9 protein-coding genes are annotated in these 19,524 nt (G+C 59.9%); 6 read left to right on the top strand and 3 right to left on the bottom strand.

The features are described 5' to 3' along the window. The first annotated feature begins 72 nt into the window (after positions 1–72). Genes recC through recD form a run of 3 tightly spaced genes read left to right on the top strand, consistent with a single transcriptional unit; the run spans position 73 to position 9,631 of the window. Positions 73–3,666 (top strand): exodeoxyribonuclease V subunit gamma, encoded by a 3,594-nt coding sequence (gene recC / locus QPL95_RS05085; protein ID WP_303289922.1) that lies wholly within the window; start codon positions 73–75, stop codon positions 3,664–3,666. Continuing rightward, the gene (recB, locus tag QPL95_RS05080; RefSeq protein WP_303289921.1) at positions 3,663–7,385 is read left to right on the top strand and encodes an exodeoxyribonuclease V subunit beta; all 3,723 of its coding nucleotides are present in this window, start codon (positions 3,663–3,665) and stop codon (positions 7,383–7,385) included. The genes recC and recB overlap by 4 nt, the downstream gene beginning before the upstream one ends. Next, positions 7,382–9,631, top strand: coding sequence for an exodeoxyribonuclease V subunit alpha (gene recD, locus QPL95_RS05075; RefSeq protein ID WP_303289920.1), 2,250 nt, complete (start codon positions 7,382–7,384; stop codon positions 9,629–9,631). Before recB ends, recD begins: the two co-directional genes overlap by 4 nt. Before the next feature lie 162 nt (positions 9,632–9,793). Here recD and QPL95_RS05070 read toward each other — a convergent pair whose 3' ends face one another. Further along, positions 9,794–11,587, bottom strand: a complete 1,794-nt coding sequence (locus QPL95_RS05070; protein ID WP_303289919.1) for an ABC transporter ATP-binding protein/permease — start codon at positions 11,585–11,587, stop codon at positions 9,794–9,796. A gap of 151 nt (positions 11,588–11,738) precedes the next feature. Between QPL95_RS05070 and QPL95_RS05065 the strand changes: the two genes are divergently transcribed. The 3 genes from QPL95_RS05065 to QPL95_RS05055 all read left to right on the top strand — a co-directional run bounded on the left by QPL95_RS05065 (position 11,739) and on the right by QPL95_RS05055 (position 15,753). Then, entirely contained in the window at positions 11,739–13,493 is a 1,755-nt protein-coding gene (locus QPL95_RS05065) for an ABC transporter transmembrane domain-containing protein (protein WP_303290386.1), read from the top strand. 88 nt (positions 13,494–13,581) lie between these two features. Beyond that, positions 13,582–14,859 (top strand): 4-aminobutyrate--2-oxoglutarate transaminase, encoded by a 1,278-nt coding sequence (gene gabT, locus QPL95_RS05060; RefSeq protein WP_303289918.1) that lies wholly within the window; start codon positions 13,582–13,584, stop codon positions 14,857–14,859. A gap of 132 nt (positions 14,860–14,991) precedes the next feature. Then, a complete protein-coding gene (locus QPL95_RS05055; protein WP_303289917.1) occupies positions 14,992–15,753 on the top strand; it encodes a VC0807 family protein in 762 nt (253 codons plus the stop codon). A 92-nt stretch (positions 15,754–15,845) separates the two neighbouring features. On the opposite strand, the gene gyrB is transcribed toward QPL95_RS05055, so the two are convergent. Both gyrB and recF read right to left on the bottom strand, forming a co-directional pair. After that, positions 15,846–18,260 carry a DNA topoisomerase (ATP-hydrolyzing) subunit B gene (gyrB, locus tag QPL95_RS05050; RefSeq protein ID WP_303289916.1) on the bottom strand — a complete coding sequence of 805 codons (2,415 nt, stop codon included), beginning with the start codon at positions 18,258–18,260 and terminating at the stop codon, positions 15,846–15,848. A 75-nt stretch (positions 18,261–18,335) separates the two neighbouring features. Beyond that, a complete protein-coding gene (recF, locus tag QPL95_RS05045) occupies positions 18,336–19,472 on the bottom strand; it encodes a DNA replication/repair protein RecF (protein ID WP_303289915.1) in 1,137 nt (378 codons plus the stop codon). Between the last annotated feature and the right edge of the window lie 52 nt (positions 19,473–19,524).

Below are 19,524 nucleotides of genomic sequence, written 5' to 3'. Positions count from 1 at the left end.
CTGCGAATCCGGGAGCGCTTAAGGTAAGCTGTTTGCCATCAATTCCAGCGAATTCCGCAGCTAAGGACACCCATGGCCGCCATTGAACCCGGCTTTCACGCCATCCACGCCAACCACCTGGAAGACCTGCGCCGCGCCGTGGTCTATATCTGCCGGCAGAACCCTATGCCGCCGCTGCAGAGCGAGACCTTCCTGGTGCAGAGTAACGGCATTGCCCAGTGGCTGAAGCTGGCACTGGCGGAGAAGCGCACCGACGATGGTGTGGAAGGCGGCTTAGGCATTGCTGCCGGCATGGATTTCCTGTTTCCCGCGCGCTTTATCTGGCAGGCCTACCGGGCGGTGTTGCCGGACGGCGAAGTGCCGGAGCAATCCCCCTTCGACAAGCGCCGTCTGGTATGGCGGCTGTACCGGTTGTTGCCGGAGCTGGTGGGACAGGATGAGGCCTTCACGCCCCTGGCGCGATTCCTGGACGGCAGCGATACCGACCTGCGTAACTTCCAGCTGGCCGAAAAAGTGGCGGATCTGTTCGACCAGTACCAGGTGTTCCGCGCCGACTGGCTGGCGGCCTGGGAGCAGGGCAAGGATGTGGTGATCACCGCCCGGGGCGAAGAAAAGGCCCTGGACCCGGAAACCCTCTGGCAGCCGTTACTCTGGCGCAAGCTGGTAGAAGACGTAGGCAGCGAGGCCCACACCAGCCGTTCGCAGATTCACACCCGCTTTATGGAGCAGGGCCAGCGCATCAGCGAGCCAGCCAATCCGGGGCGCCTGCCCAAACGCATTGTGGTGTTCGGGGTATCGTCACTACCCCGTCAGGCACTCGAAGCTTTGTACGTATTGAGCCGCTTTAGCCAGGTGGTGTTGTGCGTGCACAACCCCTGCCAGTTCTACTGGGCTGATATCATCAGCGACCGGGAACTGCTGAAAGCCGAGCGCAAGCGGGGCGCCGCACACCCGGTGCTGTCACAGATTGACGATCCGGACCAGCTGCACCAGCACGCCAATCCGCTCCTGGCCGCCTGGGGCAAGCAGGGCCGGGACTACATCCGCCTGCTGGACGAGTTCGACAACCCGGACGATTACCGCGCCAGCTTTCAGACTCCGGGCCAGAAGATCGACATCTTCACCGACCATGGCGATGTGGATAACCCCTGCCTGCTGCACCAGCTGCAGAACGATATCCACAACCTGACGCCACTGCAGGAAATCCGCCAACAGCAGCGCACGGTAAATCTGGCCCGCGACCATTCCGTGGTATTCCATGACGCCCACGGCCCCCAGCGGGAGGTGGAAATCCTGCACGACCAACTGCTGGCCGCGTTCAATGCCGACCCCACGCTGCGGCCCCGGGATGTGATTGTGATGGTGCCTGATATTAATGTGTATGCGCCGCACATCCAGGCGGTGTTCGGCCGCTATTCGCCGGGCCGCAAACGCCACATTCCGTTCACCATTTCCGACCAGGGCCAGCGCCACCACGAGCCGGTGCTGATTGCCCTGGAAACCCTGATGTCGCTGCCCCGCAGCCGCTTTGGCGTGAGCGAGATCATCAGCCTGCTGGAAGTGCCCGGCATTCGCGACCGCTTTGATATCAGTGAAGACGAGATTCCCCTGGCCCGGCGCTGGGTGGAAGGCGCCAACATCCGCTGGGGCCTGCACGGCCAGCACCGGGAAAGCCTGGACCTGCCGGCGGAGCTGGATCGCAACACCTGGCAGTCTGGCCTGCGGTCCATGCTGCTGGGTTACGGTATGGGCGATGACGAGCCCTGGGGCGGGGTTGAGCCCTATGGCGAAATCGGCGGCCTGCAAGCCAGCCTGGCCGGGCGCCTGGGCGAGTTCGTACACCAGCTGGAAACCCTGTGGCAGGCCCTGCAAGCCACCCGCACGCCCGGTGAATGGGAAGCCCTGTTCTCCGCCATGCTCGAGCAGTTTTTCCACAAGGTGGAAGGCCAGGACCTGCTGTTGCTGAACCGCTTCCGCCGCCAGCTCGAGCAATGGCTGGAAGATGCCCTCGCCGCAGGCCTTGATCACCAGCCGCTGCCCCTGAACATCGTCAAGGATGTGCTGCTGCAGGGCCTGGACGAAGGCGGCCTGAACCAGCGCTTCCTGGCCGGCAAGGTGAACTTCGCGACCCTGATGCCCATGCGGGCCATTCCATTCCGCAAGGTGTGCCTGCTGGGGATGAACGACGGCGATTACCCCCGCTCCCGGCCGCCGGTGGATTTCGACCTGATGGCCCAGGACTATCGCCCCGGCGACCGTTCCCGCCGGGAAGACGACCGCTACCTGTTCCTGGAAGCCCTGCTGTCCGCCCGGGAACAGCTGTACATCAGCTGGGTGGGGCGCAGCATCAAGGACGATTCCGAGCGGCCACCCTCAGTCTTGATCGGCCAGTTGCAGGATCACCTGGACAGCCTGTGGGCCGTGCCGGGGCAACCGGAACTTGCGGTGACCGAAGCCCTGACCACCCAACACCCGTTACAACCCTTCAGCCGGGACTACTTCCCGAAAGCCAATGGCCTGGGCGAAGGCGAAGACGCCCAGCCCAAACCGCTGGCCGAAATACTGCAGGCCCGCGGCCTGTTTACCTACGAACGGGAGTGGCGCAGCGCCCACGGTGTGGATAACTCGGAGCAGAGCCGGCAAGCCCTGCCGTATCAGGCGCCGGAAGAACCTATCAGTCTGAACGAGTTGGCAAACTTCCTGAAAAAGCCCATCGACACCTTCTACCAACGCCGGCTGCAGGTGCGCTTTGAAGAGGTGGAAGACGAAGACACCGACAACGAAAACTTCGACCTGAGCGGCCTGGACCGCTGGCGACTGGATAACGAACTGATTCAGGAAGGTGTCGTTAAAGCCGCCAGCGAGGAAGAACTGTACCAGCGGCTCGAAACGACACTCGACCGCATGGCCCGGCGGGGCGACCTGGGTATGGGCGTCACCGAACACCGCCTGCGCACGGAACTGGCCGGCCGGCTGCCGGACCTGTTCGAACGCTATCGCGGTGCCCTGGCCGAATGGCCGGAAGTGGTGGCCGAGCCTTTACCCTTCGAGTTTCGCCACACGAGTGACCTCGGTTCGGCGGAAGTGGCGGACCTGATCGACAACCTGCGCTGCAATCCACAAGGGCAATTGTGCCGGCTGGTCATCGCCAGCTCCGGCCTTCTGAGCAGTTCAGGCAATGGCAAGAAAGTGCGCTACGCCAACCTGCTGCGGGACTGGCTGATTCACCTGGCCGGGCAGCTCAGTGGCCAGCCCTTTGAAACCCTGATTCTGGGTAAGGAAGAAGGCCGAAAATTCCACTTCCCGGTGATGGCACCCGAACAGGCACAAAAACACTTCGAAGCCGTTCTCGGCCGCTGGATGGACGCCACCACCCGGGCCCTGCCCATTCACTGCGAAGCCGGCTTTGCCTGGATCACCAGTTTCTACGGCGGCAAGAAATACGTGGGTGACCACGAGCGCGCCATCAGTGAAGCGGAACAGGCCTACACCACCGCCCTGGAACGGGATACCGGCTACCTGCGCGGCGCCTTTGAAAGCCCCGTGGCGCTTATAGCCAGCGGCGAGTTCGAAGCCTTGCTGCACCAGCTTTACGTGCCTCTGTGGGAAGCGGAGCAGGGCAAATCAGCCGCCGAGCAGGTGGGTTACCAGGAGGAGCAGGCATGAATCAGACAACCCCTAACCGCAACCCGAACCTGGACCCGCTGGCGCTGCCCCTGAACGGCAGTGCGCTGATCGAGGCCAGTGCCGGCACCGGTAAAACCTTCACCATTGCCATCCTGTATGTGCGCCTGGTGCTCGGCCATGGCCAGGACGAAGACAGCCCGCTGCAGAACCTGCTACCCCCCAACCTGCTGGTGGTGACCTTTACCGACGCCGCCACCAAGGAGCTTCGGGACCGCATCCGCACCCGGCTGACCCAGGCAGCGGAGGTGTTTTCCGATGCCGCCGACAGCCTGGAACCCACCCCGGAAACCGCACTTATCCACAAGCTGCGGGATGACAGCTATCCGGACCCGGCCAGCTGGCCCGACTGCCGCAAGAAACTGCTGCTGGCCGCCGAATGGATGGACGAAGCTGCGGTGTCCACCATCCACGGCTGGTGTAACCGCATGCTCAGCGAACACGCCTTCGACAGCGGCAGCCTGTTCAAACTCACCCTGGCCACCGACCAGAGCGAACTGCTGGAAGACGTGGCCCGGGATTACTGGCGCACCTTTGTCTATCCGCTGCCGCCGGCCCTGATGGACGAAGCCCTCAGCCACTGGAAAACCCCCACCGACCTGCGCAAGGCGGTGCGCAACCTGATCGACGATCCGGACGCCCTGGGCACACCGCCAGAGAACGTGCACCAGGCCATCAACCAGGTGGTCAGCGAACGGCAGGCACGGGCCAATGAACTGAAAGCCCACCCCTGGGCCCAGTGGCAGCAGGAAGTCACCGACCTGTTGAACCACCTGCACAAAGCCAAGCGCCTGCACGGCGGCAGCAAGAACGCCATGATCAAGGTCTGGGACAACCTGCTGGCCTGGGCCGATTCCGACGAACTGCTGCCGGAGAAACTGGACAGCGCCGCCGGTTACAAGAACCAGACCCCCGAAGGCCTGGATAACATCCTGAAAGGGGACGAGCCCGGCCCCCATCACCCGGCCTTCGACGCCATCGAAGCCTTGATGGCATTCGGCCAGAACCAGCCCAGCGCCAAGTCTGACATCCTGCGCCACGCCAGCCACTGGATTGCCGCGCGCCTGGAAGCGGAAAAACAGCAACGTTCGGAAATGGGCTTTGACGACCTGCTCACCCGCCTGGACGACGCCCTGCACGGGCCCCGGGGCGACCAGCTGGCGGCCACCATCCGCCGGCAGTTCCCGGTGGCGCTGATTGACGAATTCCAGGACACCGACCCGGTGCAGTACCGCATCTTCAACCGGGTCTATAACGTGGAAGCCAACAGCCCGGACACCTGCCTGCTGATGATCGGTGATCCAAAGCAGGCCATCTACGGCTTCCGGGGTGCCGATATCTACACCTACCTGCAGGCACGGCTGGGTGTGCAGGCACGCACTTTCACCCTGGGCAAGAACTTCCGCTCCGCCGAATCCATGGTGAGCGCCGTCAACCGGGTGTTTGAACACAGCGACCAGCACAGCGCCAAAGGCGCCTTCCTGTTCGGTAAGGGCGACAGCACGCCGCTGCCGTTCCAGGGCGTGGATGCCAACGGCACCAGGCGCCTGTGGGCGGTGCAGGGTGACATCCAGCCCAGCCTGGTGTTCTGGACCCACGAATCCGGTGAATCCGACAAGGAAGGCAACCCGAAGGGGCTCGCCAAGGGCACCGCCACCACCGAGATAGCCGAAACCTGCGCCAGTGAAATTGCCCGGCTACTGACCCTGGGCCAGGCCGGACAGGCCGGCTTTGCCCTGCCGGATAACCCCGCCGACCTGGAGCCGGTGGCCCCCAAAGACATCGCCGTGCTGGTGAACAACCGCAACGAGGCGGCCGCGGTGCGGGATGCCCTCGGGCGCCGGCGCATCAAGAGCGTGTACCTGTCAGACCGGGATTCGGTGCTGACTTCCCAGGAAGCCAAGGAAGTGTTGTGCTGGCTGCGGGCCTTCGCCGAGCCCCGGCAACTGGCCTTCATCCGCACCGCCCTGGCCACACCGACCCTGGGCCAGAGCTGGCAGACGCTGGACTTGCTGCTGACCGACGAGCTGGTGTTGGAGAGGGAAATCGAGCGCTTTCAGGGCTACCAGCAGCAGTGGCAAAGCCAGGGCGTGCTGCCGATGCTGCGCAGCTTTCTGATGGACTTCGAGGTGCCCGGCCTTTTGCTGCAACGCCCCGACGGTGAGCGAAGGCTTACTGACATCCTGCACATTGCCGAACTGCTGCAGCAGGACAGCCTGCAACTGGACGGCGAACACGCGCTGGTGCACCACTTCACCCAGATTCTGCGGGCGGCGGATGAAGAAGACGAACACCGCACCCTGCGCCTGGAAAGCGACGCCGGGCTGGTGAAGGTGATTACCGTGCACAAATCCAAGGGCCTGGAATACCCGCTGGTGTTCCTGCCTTTCGGCACCGCCTTCCGGGCAGAGAACCAGAAGCAGGCGTATGTTCGCTACCACGACGACACCCGCAAGCTGGTAACGGTGTTCGACCCCACGCCGGAAGACATCGAACAAGCCGACCAGGAACGCCTGGGCGAGGACATTCGCAAACTCTACGTGGCCCTGACCCGGGCCCGGTTTGCCACCTGGGTGGGCGCGGCGGCTGTGGATAACTGGCAGCACAGCGGTTTGGGCTACGTGCTGGCCGGATCACCGGAGCAGGGCATCAGCCAGGCGCTGACAACCCTGGCCCAGGGTCGCCCGGAAATCCGGATGACCCCGCTGCCGGAAGCCGAAAGCACGATATTCACCGAAACCGCCCCGGAAGCCCTGGGGCCGGCACTGGTCTCCAGCCGGGAAGCCAGGGAAGACTGGTGGATTGCCAGTTACTCCAGCATTGAATACACCGGCATGGCAGGCACCGGTGTTACCTTCACCGGCGAGGTGGAAGACGCCCAGACCCAGAACCTGCTGGAAGAAAGCGCCCAGGAGCCAGCCGACGAAGCGCCGGCCATGCCCAGCGTACGGAACCATCACCATTTCCCCAAAGGCGCCGGCCCCGGCACCTTTCTGCACGAATTACTGGAATGGTGCACGGCCCAGGGCTTCCAGCGGGTTGTGGATAACTCCGAGCTGCTGCACGAACAGCTCACCCGCCGTTGTGGTACCCGGGGTTGGAGCGACTGGGTGGAACCCCTGCAACAGTGGCTGCTGGCACTGATCCGGAAACCGCTGAAGCTGGACCGGGAAAGGCAGCAAAGCGCCAGCCTGGCGCAACTGGAAAGCCTGCGCCCGGAACTGGAATTCTGGTTTGAAAGCCGCAATGTCAGCATCCGGCAGCTGGATGCGCTGGTCACCCGTCACACCCTGAACGGCGCGGACCGGCCCCGGGCCGAAACCCACCGCTTCAACGGCATGCTCAAGGGCTTTATCGACCTGGTGTTTGAACACAAGGGGCAGTATTACGTGCTGGATTACAAATCCAATGTTTTGGGCGAGGACGCCGCCTACACCGACCAGGCCATGGGCCAGGCGATCCTGGACAAGCGCTACGACCTGCAATACGTGCTCTACCTGCTGGCCCTGCACCGGCTGCTGAAAGCCCGGCTGCCGGATTATGACTACGACCAGCACATCGGTGGCGCAGTGTACCTGTTCCTGCGCGGGGTGAATTCCGCCAGCGGCGGCGCGTTTACCGACAAGCCCCCCAGAGTGCTGATTGAACAACTGGATGCCCTGTTCGATGGCGAGCCAGTCTCCGGGGAGGTGGCCGCATGAGCCGTACCCGCCATACCGAAAACCAGTTTGCCCTGGACCTGGGGGACGACACGCCGGTGAACACAACAGCAACGGAACCGCGCAAGCCTGTGGATAACTCCCATCACCTGGCCAACTTGAACGACACCGAAACCCTGTTAGGGCAATGGCAACAGGCCGGCTGGATTCGCCCGCTGGATACCGGCTTTGCCCGGCTGATCCGGGAACTCAGCGAAGAGCAGGGTGAAAGCCCGCAACCATTGGTGCTGCTGTTGGCCGCGCTAACCTCCCACCAGGTGGGACGGGGCCACGTGTGCATCGACCTGGCCACGCTGCTGGCCGATGCCGGCCATACCCTGGCGCTGCCGCCAGAAGAACCGACCCATGCCGGTCTGTCCGAATCCGAGGTAGCCAACCTGCAAGGGATTTATCCACAGGATCTGCTGGCCCGGGTGCAACTGGCCGATTGCCTGGCGGCCCTGCAAGGCTCTTTCGCCGTTAGCGATGGCTCCGTGCCGGCACCGCTGGTACTGAACGGCAGCCGGTTGTACCTGCGCCGGTTCTGGCGCTACGAACAGCGTATTGCCGAGGGTATCCAGCAACGGCTGGCCTTGCCGTCGCCGCTGGCAGACCCTCAATCGGTGGCCGCGCAAACCTTATCCACAGCCCTCAACAAACTGTTCCGGTCCACCGAACCGGTGGATTACCAGAAACTGGCCTGCGCCCTGGCGGCCCGCAACCGCTTTGCGGTGATCACCGGCGGCCCGGGTACCGGCAAGACCACCACCGTTGTGAATCTTCTGGCGGCCCTGCAGGCCGTAGCCGGGGAAAGCCCGGAACGGGCAGGGCGCAAGTACCGTATCCGCCTGGCCGCGCCCACCGGCAAGGCCGCCGCCCGCCTGAACGAATCCATTGGCGGCGCCGTCAGCAAACTGCCACTGGCAGACTTACCGGGCTCCGTGCAACTGGACGACATTCCCACCAAGGTCACCACCCTGCACCGGTTACTGGGCAGCCGGCCCGACACCCGCCAGTTCCGTCACAACCAGGACAACCCGCTGCTGGTGGATATCCTGGTGATCGACGAAGCCTCCATGGTGGATGTGGACCTGATGGCCTCGGTATTCGACGCCCTGCCCGCCACTGCACAACTGATCCTGCTGGGCGACAAGGACCAGCTGGCCTCGGTGGATGCCGGCGCCGTATTGGGCGAACTGTGCCAGCGGGCTTTCGACGCCCACTACACCCCGGACACCGCCATCTGGCTGGGTGCCATCACCGGCGCCCGGGTACCCGACAATCTTGTGCATAACTCCGGCCAGCCCTTGGATCAGGCCGTGGCCATGCTGCGCAAGAGCTATCGTTTCGGGCAGGACAGCGGTATCCGGCAGTTAGCGGAAGCTGTTAATACGAGCGCTCTGACAGGCACCGTGCTCAAGCAGATTCGGGACGCCGAGTTTGATGATGTGATCTGGCTGAACGGCCACACAGCGAGACCCGACCCGGAGCAGACGCTGGAGCTGATCTGCCGCCACGCCATCACCGGCACTCCCGAGAGTTTCCGCAACGCCGGGCAGGGGCGGGTGGTGAATGGCAAAGCGCTGCCAGCGCCGGTGGGCTATCGCCATTACCTGGAAGTTATCCACAGCTCCGGTTTAACCGCAGACAGTCCGCGGGAAGCCTGGGATGCCCACGCGGTAGCGGTGCTGGAAGCCTTCAATGATTTCCAGGTTCTGTGTGCGTTACGGAAAGGACCCTGGGGTGTGGAAGGCTTGAACCAGCGCATCGCCCAACAGTTGCTGGCAGAAAAGCTGATCGACAAAACCGACGGCTGGTATGCCGGTCGGCCGGTACTGGTCACCGGCAACGACTACAACCTGGGCCTGATGAACGGGGATATCGGGATTACCTTCAGTGTACCTTGGGATAAAACCGAATCCGGCGAGCCAAAACAGACCCTTCGGGTAGCCTTCCCCAGCGGTGACAGCACCGGCGGCATTCGCTGGATTTCCCCCAGCCGTCTGCAGCAACTGGAAACGGTGTATGCCATGACGGTGCATAAATCCCAGGGTTCGGAGTTCAACCACACCTGCTTGGTGTTACCAGATCGCCTCAGCCCGGTGCTCACCAAAGAGCTTGTCTACACCGGTATTACCCGCGCGAAAAACTGGTTCAGCCTGATTACTGGCGATGCGCAGGTGTTCAAGGATAGCGTAGGGCAGCAGGTGGTGCGGGCTTCGGGTCTGGCTCTTCGGTTAACGGAGTAAGGGTCCCGGGGTTCAGCGGGGGAGGCCTTTTCAAAACACTGAACACCCAAGCCAGATGCGACAGTGAGGGGGAAGGCCCTGCCAAAACCTTGCGGAGCCATGGATGGCGGAGCAGAGCGTACACGGACGTATTCACAGCGTGTTTTGGCAGGGCCTTCCCCCTTACTGTTCGCCACTCCGATGCTGCTGCTCCCACAGGTGGGCGTAGTGACCACCGCGTGCTAACAAGTCATTGTGACTACCACTTTCCACAATCCTGCCACCGTCCATCACCAGAATGGTATTGGCGTCACGAATGGTAGACAGCCGGTGAGCAATTACCAGAGTGGTACGCTGACGACTAACCTCCTTCAAAGCACCGAGGATTGCCTGTTCGGAAAGGGAGTCCAACGAAGAGGTCGCCTCATCCAGAATCAATAAAGGCGGGTTCTTCAGAATTACCCGGGCAATGGCCACCCGCTGCTTTTCGCCACCGGACAACTTCAGGCCCCGTTCACCCACCTTGGTGTCGTAACCTTCCGGCAGGCTGTGGATAAAGTCCTCCAGATGGGCCATGCGGGCGGCCCGGTAGACTTCTTCCTCGGTCGCTTCGGGGCGGCCGTAGGCAAGATTTCGATACAGGGTGTCGTTGAACAGGACGGTGTCTTGCGGAACCACACCAATGGCTGAACGCAGGCTGTCCTGGGTTACTTCACGAATATCCTGGCCATCAATCCGGATAGCACCTTTATCCACATCGTAGAAGCGGAACAGAAGCCGGGCGAGGGTAGATTTGCCGGCACCGCTGGCACCCACCACCGCTACCGTGTGGCCAGCCGGAATGGTGAAATTCACATCCTGAAGGATGGGCCGGTCCGGGCGGTAGGCGAAGTGGATGTGTTCGAAGCGTACCTCGCCGTTATCCACAGCCAGGGGTTTGGCATCCGGTGCGTTCTGGATCGCGGGTTTATCCCCCAGCAGTTTGAACAGGCGCTCCACGTTCACCAGGGCCTGGCGGATTTCCCGGTAGACGAAGCCCAGGGCGTTCAGGGGGATGAACAGCTGGATCAGGTAGGCGTTAATCATGGTGAAATCGCCCAGAGTGATCTCCCCAGTGGCCACTTCGCCCACTGCCATGGCCATGATCACAATCAGCGCCACGCCGATGATCAGCGCCTGGCCGGCGTTCAGGGTGGCCAGGGACAAGCGGTTCTTCAGCCTGGCCTTTTCCCAGTCGTCCAGGTCCTGGTCGTACAGTTCGGCTTCGTAGCGTTCGTTGTTGAAGTATTTGACGGTTTCGTAGTTGAGCAGGCTGTCGATGGCCCGGGAGTTGGACTGGTTGTCCCGGGCATTGGCCTCGCGCACGAACTTGGTTCGCCACTCGGTGATCTTGATGGAGAACACCACATACACCACCACTGCCACCAGAATGGCCAGCACATAGCCGACATTGAACACCACTAACAGGATGCCCGCCACCAACAGGATTTCCAGGATGGTGGGCACGATGTTGAACAGGGTGAAGCGGAGCAGAAAGCTGATGCCGTTGGTGCCACGCTCAATATCCCGGGCCAGGCCACCGGTTTTGCGGTCCAGATGAAAACCCAGCTCGCGCTGATGCAGGTGTTCAAAGATCCGCAGCGACACCCGCCGCATCGCGCGCTCGGCCACCCGGGCGAACACGGCATCCCGCAGCTCACTGAACAGGGTAGCGCCAAAGCGCAGGGAGCCATAGGCCACCACCAGCACGACCGGAATCCACAGCAGCATGTCGGCGCCGCGGTTCTGGTCCAGATAGTCGACGATGTATTTCAGCGCCACCGGTGTGGCCACCGTGGCCAGTTTAGCCAGTACCAGCAATGACAGAGCCAGCACCACCCGGCCCCGAAATTCCAGCAAATAGGGCCACAATCCAGAAATGATCGACCAATCGGGTTTGTGGTCAGCGGGGTAGTCGTTATCAGCGTAAGCTCTCAATGCAGAATCCTTGGACTTTTGGAGATGTCGAGCGCCCGAGGTGGGGAGCCTTTCCCGTGCACTCTTGCTAACAGCTATGATACGTCTTCAATGGAGAACAAATCGTAAAACAAACGACTTTATTAAATCTTGATTGATCAGGAGATCAGCCATCAGCCCCAATCATCGTAAAGCGCTAAGACTTGTCATCGAGTTTATCAGTCCCTATCGGCGCGCGGTTGTCGGGGCATTGGTGGCCCTGGTCATCACTGCCGGCATCACCCTCGGCCTGGGGCAGGGTTTGCGTATTCTGGTGGACCAGGGCCTCGCCACGCAATCTCCGGAGAACCTGGCCCAAGCCGTCGGTCTGTTCTTCGTCCTGGTGCTCGGCCTGGCCTTTGGTTCGTTTGCCCGATTCTACCTGGTGTCCTGGATTGGCGAGCGGGTGGTGGCGGATATTCGCAAGAAAGTGTTCAACCACCTGATTGACCTTCACCCGGGCTTTTTCGAACAGAACCGGGCGCTGGAAATCCAGTCCCGGTTTACCGCCGACACCACGGTGCTGCAATCGGTGATTGGCTCTACCGTATCCATTGCGTTGCGCAACACGCTGATGCTCATCGGCGGCCTGGTATTACTGTTTATCACCAACGCCAAGCTGGCCAGCATCATCCTGCTGGGGTTTCCGCTGGTGATTGCGCCGATCCTGTTTTACGGCCGCCGGGTGCGGGCGCTGTCCCGACTGAGTCAGGATCGGGTGGCGGATGTTGGCAGTTATGTCGGGGAGAATCTCAGCCAGATCAAAACCGTACAGGCCTTCAATCATCAGCCCCACGACCGCCGGTACTTTGCCGAGGTCTCTGAAAAGGCCTTCGATATTGCCCGGCAACGGATTCGCCAGCGCGCCTGGCTGACCACACTGGCGATTTCCCTGGTGATGGGGGCTGTGGGTATTGTGATCTGGATTGGCGGGCTGGATGTGATTCACGGGCGGATCTCGCCAGGGGAGCTGGCCGCCTTTGTGTTCTACAGCCTGCTGGTGGGGGTCGCGGCTGGAGCCATCAGTGAGGTGATTGGCGAATTGCAGCGCGCCGCTGGTTCCGCAGCTCGCCTGTTTGAGCTGCTGCAGACCGAGCCGGAGCGGCGCCCCGAGACGGGAACCGCCAGGCTTCCGGGCACGGTGACCGGTGCTATCACTCTGGATAACCTGACCTTCAGCTATAGCGGGCGCACGGAGCGACCAGCGCTTGCCGAGGTCTCTCTGGAGATCCAGCCGGGTGAGACCCTTGCCCTGGTCGGTCCGTCCGGTGCCGGTAAATCCACGTTGTTTGATCTGCTACTGGGTTTCTATCCGCTACAGGCCGGTTCTATCCGGTTGGATGGCATAGACACAGCCAGCCTGCCCCTGTCTGAGCTGCGAAGGTGTTTTGCTCTGGTTCCTCAGAATCCCGCGCTGTTTCACGGCACTGTGGCTGACAACATTCGCTACGCCCGTCCAGATGCCACTCAAACCGAGGTCGAGAAGGCCGCTCGTATTGCCCATGCCCATGAATTTATTCAAAGCCTGCCGCAAGGGTACGACACACCTCTGGGCGATGCCGGCATGGGACTTTCAGGTGGTCAGAAACAGCGGCTGGCGATTGCCCGGGCGCTGCTGGCTGATGCCCCGATTCTGCTGCTGGATGAAGCTACCAGCGCGCTGGATGCGGAAAGCGAACACTTGATCCAGCAGGCCATGCCGGCGCTCACCGAGGGCCGAACCACTCTGGTGATCGCTCATCGGCTGTCAACAGTCCGAGATGCCGACAGGATTACGGTGTTTGATGAGGGCCGGCTGCTGGCGGTCGGCAGTCACGACCAGTTGATCAACGCCAACGCGTTGTACCGGCGCCTGGCCAGCCTCCAATTTCGCGACACCGCGGCCTGAGTGCCACGTTGGTCGGTTTGTGTGTTGGGTGCGTACTCCCTACACTGGTAATAGACATTCCTATTCCTGACACAGGGAGACACGCAAAGTGAACAACAGCGAATTGCAGGCACTCAAAGAGCGGTACGTCGCCGCAGGCGCAGCAAGCCCGAATGACCAATTTGCAGATCACGCCCTGAATGCAGAAGTCTGGGACGCCGATGGCAAACGCATGATCGATTTCGCCGGCGGTATCGGTGTATTGAACATTGGCCATCGGCACCCGAAAGTAGTTGAGGCGGTCAAAGCGCAGCTCGACAAGCTGATGCATACCTGCCAGACAGTAATGCCCTATGAGGGCTACGTAAAACTGGCGCAGAAACTAAGTGAAGTAGTGCCGGTTAAAGGCCATGCCAAGGTGATGCTGGCCAACTCCGGTGCCGAAGCACTGGAGAACGCGGTCAAGATTGCCCGTGCCGCCACCGGCAAGACCAACGTCATCTGTTTCGACGGCGGCTATCACGGTCGTACCTTTATGACCATGGCGATGAACGGCAAAGCCGCACCGTATCAGACGTCCTTCGGCCCGATGCCCGGCATGGTGTTTCGTGCTCCCTATCCGGTGCCCTACCACGGTGTGACCGAAGACGAAGCCCTGCGCGGCCTCAGAATGACGATGAAGGCGGACTCACCAGCCCATGAAACGGCCGCCATTGTTCTGGAGCCGGTTCTGGGTGAGGGCGGATTCTACCCGGCGTCTACCAGCTTCCTGAAAGAGATTCGCAAGATCTGCGACGAAAACGACATCCTTATGGTGGTGGACGAAGTACAGAGCGGCTTTGGCCGGACCGGCAAGATGTTTGCGATCGAACACAGCGGTGTTGAGCCGGACATCATGACCATGGCGAAATCCATGGCTGACGGTATGCCCATCTCCGCCATTGTCGGTACCGACAAACACATGGATGCTTCCGGACCCAACTCTCTGGGCGGCACCTATACCGGCAGTCCCACAGCCTGTGCCGCATCGCTGGCGGTATTCGATGTGTTCGCCGAAGAAGACATCCTGAACCGCAGCCTGAAGCTGGGAGAGAAGCTGAACAAACGTTTCAGCCAATGGCAGGAACAGTTCACCCACGTGGATAACGTGCGCAATCTCGGCGCCATGGCGGCGTTTGAGCTTGTGGAAAGCAAAGAGTCGCGCAAGCCCATGCCGGAACTGGTCGCGGCCATCACCAAAAAGGCCAAAGAGAAAGGGCTCATCCTGCTCAGCTGCGGCATGTATGGCAACACGCTGCGCTTCCTGATGCCGGTAACCATCGAAGATGCAGTGCTCGAGGAAGGCCTGGCCATCGTAGAAGAGTGTCTGAAAGAAGCCGGGGCCTGAAGTCCAGCCCACCTTGGCGCAGCCCCCCCCGGCTGCGCTTACCTTAGGCTTCGCATTCATCGTATACTGCCGGACGATCATTCTCCGGCAGTGCTTTCACGCCTGCTGTTGTTCCACCAATCAGGCGACTCCATGACCTCTGCAAAACCCTCCAATACTCCGGACCATAAGCCCAGACCCTGGATCGACTTGCTGGTCAGTATCATCATTCCCTCCGTCATACTGATGAAATTCAGTGGTGATGACGACCTTGGTAGCGTGAATGCCCTTATCATTGGCCTGGCATTTCCCCTTGGCTGGGGCTTGTTTGAGCTGATTCGTTACCGTAAAAAGAATTTTATCGCGCTCTTGGGTCTGATCAGTGTCGGCCTGACGGGCGGTATCGGCTTGCTGGAACTTGATGCCGGCTGGCTAGCCATCAAAGAGGCGGCCGTCCCAGCGGTGATTGGCCTGGCCGTATTGATCTCCACCCGGACCAAATACCCGTTAGTGCGCACGCTTCTTTACAACCCGAATGTGCTGGATGTGGACAAGATTCATGCATCTCTGGAAGAAAGGGGCTGTGTAGGGGAGTTTGAAGCCCGCTTGCTCAAAGCCAGTTACTTTTTCTCCGGCACCTTCCTGTTCTCGTCCATTATGAACTATGTACTGGCCAAGTGGATTGTGGTCAGCCCGTCCGGTACCCAGGCGTTCAACGAAGAACTTGGCCGGATGACTCTGGTGAGCTATCCGATGATTGCCATCCCTTCCATGGTCATGATGCTGCTGATCTTCTGGTATCTGTGGCGCACCATCAGCCGGCTGACCGGGCATACGCTGGAAGAAGTCATGGCACCGCATCTGGTTGAAAAGGAAAAAGAGAAAGAACGTAAGCGATCCCACTCTTCCGAATAGGGCCGTGTGCCCGGGAGAGTTCGTATCCAGAATTAAAAAACGGTGGCTCCTTTCGGAAACCACCGTTTTTTTATGCCTGAAGTACTGAAGAATCAGATGTCCAGGTTCGTCACTTCCAGTGCATTGGTCTGGATAAAGATACGCCTTGGCTCAACATCATCGCCCATCAGAGTGGTGAAGATCTGGTCCGCGGCGAAGGCATCCTCGATGGTGACTTTCATCATCCGGCGGCTCTCGGGATCCATGGTGGTCTCCCACAACTGATCCGGGTTCATCTCACCCAGCCCTTTGTAGCGCTGAATATTCAGGCCACGCTGAGCTTCTTTCATCAGCCAGTCCAGGGCACCGGCGAACGACAGTACCGCCTGCTTGCGCTCCCCGCGCTGGATATACGCACCTTCTTCAATCAAGCCTTCCAGTGTCTCACCCAGGCGGGCAATCGCTTTGTAGGACGACGACTCAAAGAAATCGTGACTGAACACATGCTCATACGGGATGCCGTGCATGTAGATAGTCACCTTGGGCAAGTAGAGGTTACGCTCTTCGTCCCGGGTCACCGAAAAGGTGTACTTGGTGCCTGTACGGGTATCCAGGTCCAGTCCGCCGCTCAAACGACCGACCCAGGCCGCGACTGGCGCCTCTTCTTTCAGTTGCTCTGCGGTGAGTGTGTCGTTGTAGATCATCTGCTCCAGCACTTTGGCTGGATAGGCACGGGACAAGCGCTCAATCATTGCCATGACGGCCTGGTAATCCTTGATCATGGTTTCCAGTGCGGAATCCTTGATCGGTGGCGCATCCTGGTTCACGTACAGCTGGGCACCGTCCAGAGCGGTCTGGGTGAGGTAGGCCACCTTCGCCTTCTCATCCTTCAGGTATTGCTCCTGCTTGCCACGCTTGACCTTGTACAACGGCGGCATGGCGATGAAGACATGACCACGCTCGATAATTTCACGCATCTGACGGAACAGGAAGGTGAGCAGCAGGGTACGGATGTGAGAACCATCCACGTCCGCATCCGTCATGATGATAATGGAATGGTAGCGCAGTTTGTCCGGATTAAACTCCTCCCGGCCAATTCCACAGCCCAGTGCGGTAATCAGCGTCCCAACTTCCGCAGACGACAACATCTTATCGAAGCGAGCCTTCTCAACGTTCAGGATCTTACCTTTCAACGGCAGAATGGCCTGGGTTTTCCGATCTCGACCCTGCTTGGCACTGCCACCCGCAGAATCACCCTCCACGATGAACAGTTCGGACAGGGCGGGGTCTTTTTCCTGGCAGTCCGCCAGTTTCCCGGGCAAACCGGCGATGTCCAGCGCGCCTTTACGACGGGTCATATCCCGGGCTTTGCGCGCGGCTTCCCGGGCACGGGCTGCTTCGATCATCTTGTTGACAATCAACTTGGCTTCGTTGGGTTGTTCCTGCAGGTATTCCGCAAAGCTCTGGTACAACTCCTGCTCAACCGCGGTCTTTACCTCAGACGATACCAGTTTGTCTTTGGTCTGCGATGAGAACTTGGGGTCCGGTACCTTCACGCTGACAATGGCGGTCAAACCTTCCCGGGCATCATCGCCAGAGGTGGCTACCTTGGCCTTTTTGCCCAAGCCTTCGTGCTCGATATAGTTGTTCAAAGAGCGGGTGAGGGCGGCGCGGAATCCTGCCAGGTGTGTGCCCCCGTCCCGCTGCGGAATGTTGTTGGTAAAACAGTAGAGGTTTTCCTGGAAGGCGTCATTCCACTGCATGGCCACTTCTACCGAAATACCGTCTTCACGCTCTCGGCTGAAGTGGAATACCCTGTTGATTGGGGTTTTGTTGGTGTTCAGGTGTTCAACAAATGCCCGCAAGCCGCCTTCGTACTCAAACACTTCTTCCCGACCGCTGCGCTCGTCGGTCAGACGAATACGCACGCCACTGTTCAGGAACGCCAACTCGCGCAGACGCTTGGCCAGAATGTCGTAGTGGAATTCAATGTGAGTAAAAGTTTCCGGTGACGGAATGAAGTGCACCTTGGTTCCGGAAGCTTCGGTATCACCCACAGGACCCAGGGGCGCATCGGGCACACCGTGGGTGTAGCTTTGCTCGTAGACTTTGCCTTCACGACGAATGGTCAGAGTCAGTTTGGAAGAAAGCGCGTTTACAACCGATACCCCAACACCGTGCAGTCCGCCGGAAACCTTGTAGGAGTTATCATCGAACTTACCACCGGCATGCAGTACGGTCATGATAACTTCGGCCGCTGACACGCCTTCTTCTTCGTGCAGATCAACGGGAATACCACGGCCGTTATCTTTAACGCTGACGGACTCATCCGGGTGGATAATTACGCCGATCTCCGAGCAGTGGCCGGCCAGAGCCTCATCGATGGAGTTATCCACCAATTCAAAGACCATGTGGTGCAAGCCGGTGCCATCATCGGTGTCGCCAATGTACATGCCCGGGCGCTTCCGCACCGCATCCAGCCCCTTGAGGACTTTGATACTGGAGGAATTGTAGTTCGATTCACTCATTAACGAGACTCCTGAAGGTGGTACCCGGTAACCGATTCAGCAGTACTTTCAGGATCTGCTGCAACGTTACCTGGTTTATTCTTCCGTCAATTTTCCATGTTCCACGTGGAACATTCTGTATTCCGGTGCCTGCCGGCCCGCCCAAAGCACATTGGGTTCCGGTTGCTCTATCGAGGTAATAAACACCTGACAACGTAATTCCTGGAGCTTTCGAGCCAGCATTATCCGGTGTCGGACATCCAGCTCGGCGTTGATGTCATCCAGTAAAAACGTGACCTGTTTACCCAGATCACTCAAAACTTTGCCCTGGGCAATCTTCATCAAAATGACCAGGGTCTTCTGCTGACCTCGGGAAAACGTTTCAGCCACTGGTCGGCCACCAAATTTAAGGCGGATATCTGCGCGGTTGGGGCCATACAACGTATGCCCCATCCGGCGCTCCTGTTCCCGGTGAGCCTTTAATACCTCAACCAGAGATTGGGAACGATCCCAGCCAGGATAGAACTCCATTTTGAGCCCTTCGGTCCATCCCGCGTCCAGTTCCTTGAGCACCTCTTCGAACGTTGCCCGGAACTGTTGAAAAACACCCTCTCTGGTGTCACTGAGAGATTCAGCAAGGGCCCCAAACTGGCTATCCCATACCCTCATCAGCGATTCATCGATTCTACCATTTCTGAGCGTTTGATTCCGCTGTGATGTCACTCTCTGGCACTGTTGCCATAAAGAAGAAAACGAAGGTTCCACGTGGAACACTAACCAATCGAGAAATTGCCGACGTTTTCCAGGACCACCGGCAACAATATCGAAAACGCCGGGATCAATGACTGAAACCGGTAGCCGCATCGCCAGTGCCGACAGATTTCGGACCGCCTCGCCATCCACCCGCAGCATCGTTTCCTTTAAGGCGATATCCCGCGAAATCCCTAATCGTTGGGCTGCACCCTGCTGCCGGGACTCAATTTCCTCGGGCCGTTCTGAAAGCCCCGCATCCAGCGCGCCGAAAACCGTCAGTTTGTTCTGGCCATGAGACACAACGGCTTGGTGTCGAGTCACCCGAAAAGAACGGCCCAGCCCAAGGTAGCCAATAGCTTCGAGCACACTGGATTTACCGCTGCCATTAGCGCCATAAAGAAGGTTGAACGATGGCGAGAAACCGACGGCGTCGGGCTCCAGGTTTCTGAAATTCTGAGTCTGGAGTTTCACAAGCGCCATAAAGGAAGATATCTCGATACGGATAGAAAACCGGAGGCTGTAAAAAAGAAAA

It is taken from the genome of Marinobacter sp. SS5-14b, from assembly GCF_030541005.1.
Lineage (GTDB): Bacteria > Pseudomonadota > Gammaproteobacteria > Pseudomonadales > Oleiphilaceae > Marinobacter.
The sequence above is the reverse complement of the archived record's forward strand: the minus strand, read 5'-3'. Positions and strand labels throughout refer to the sequence as shown.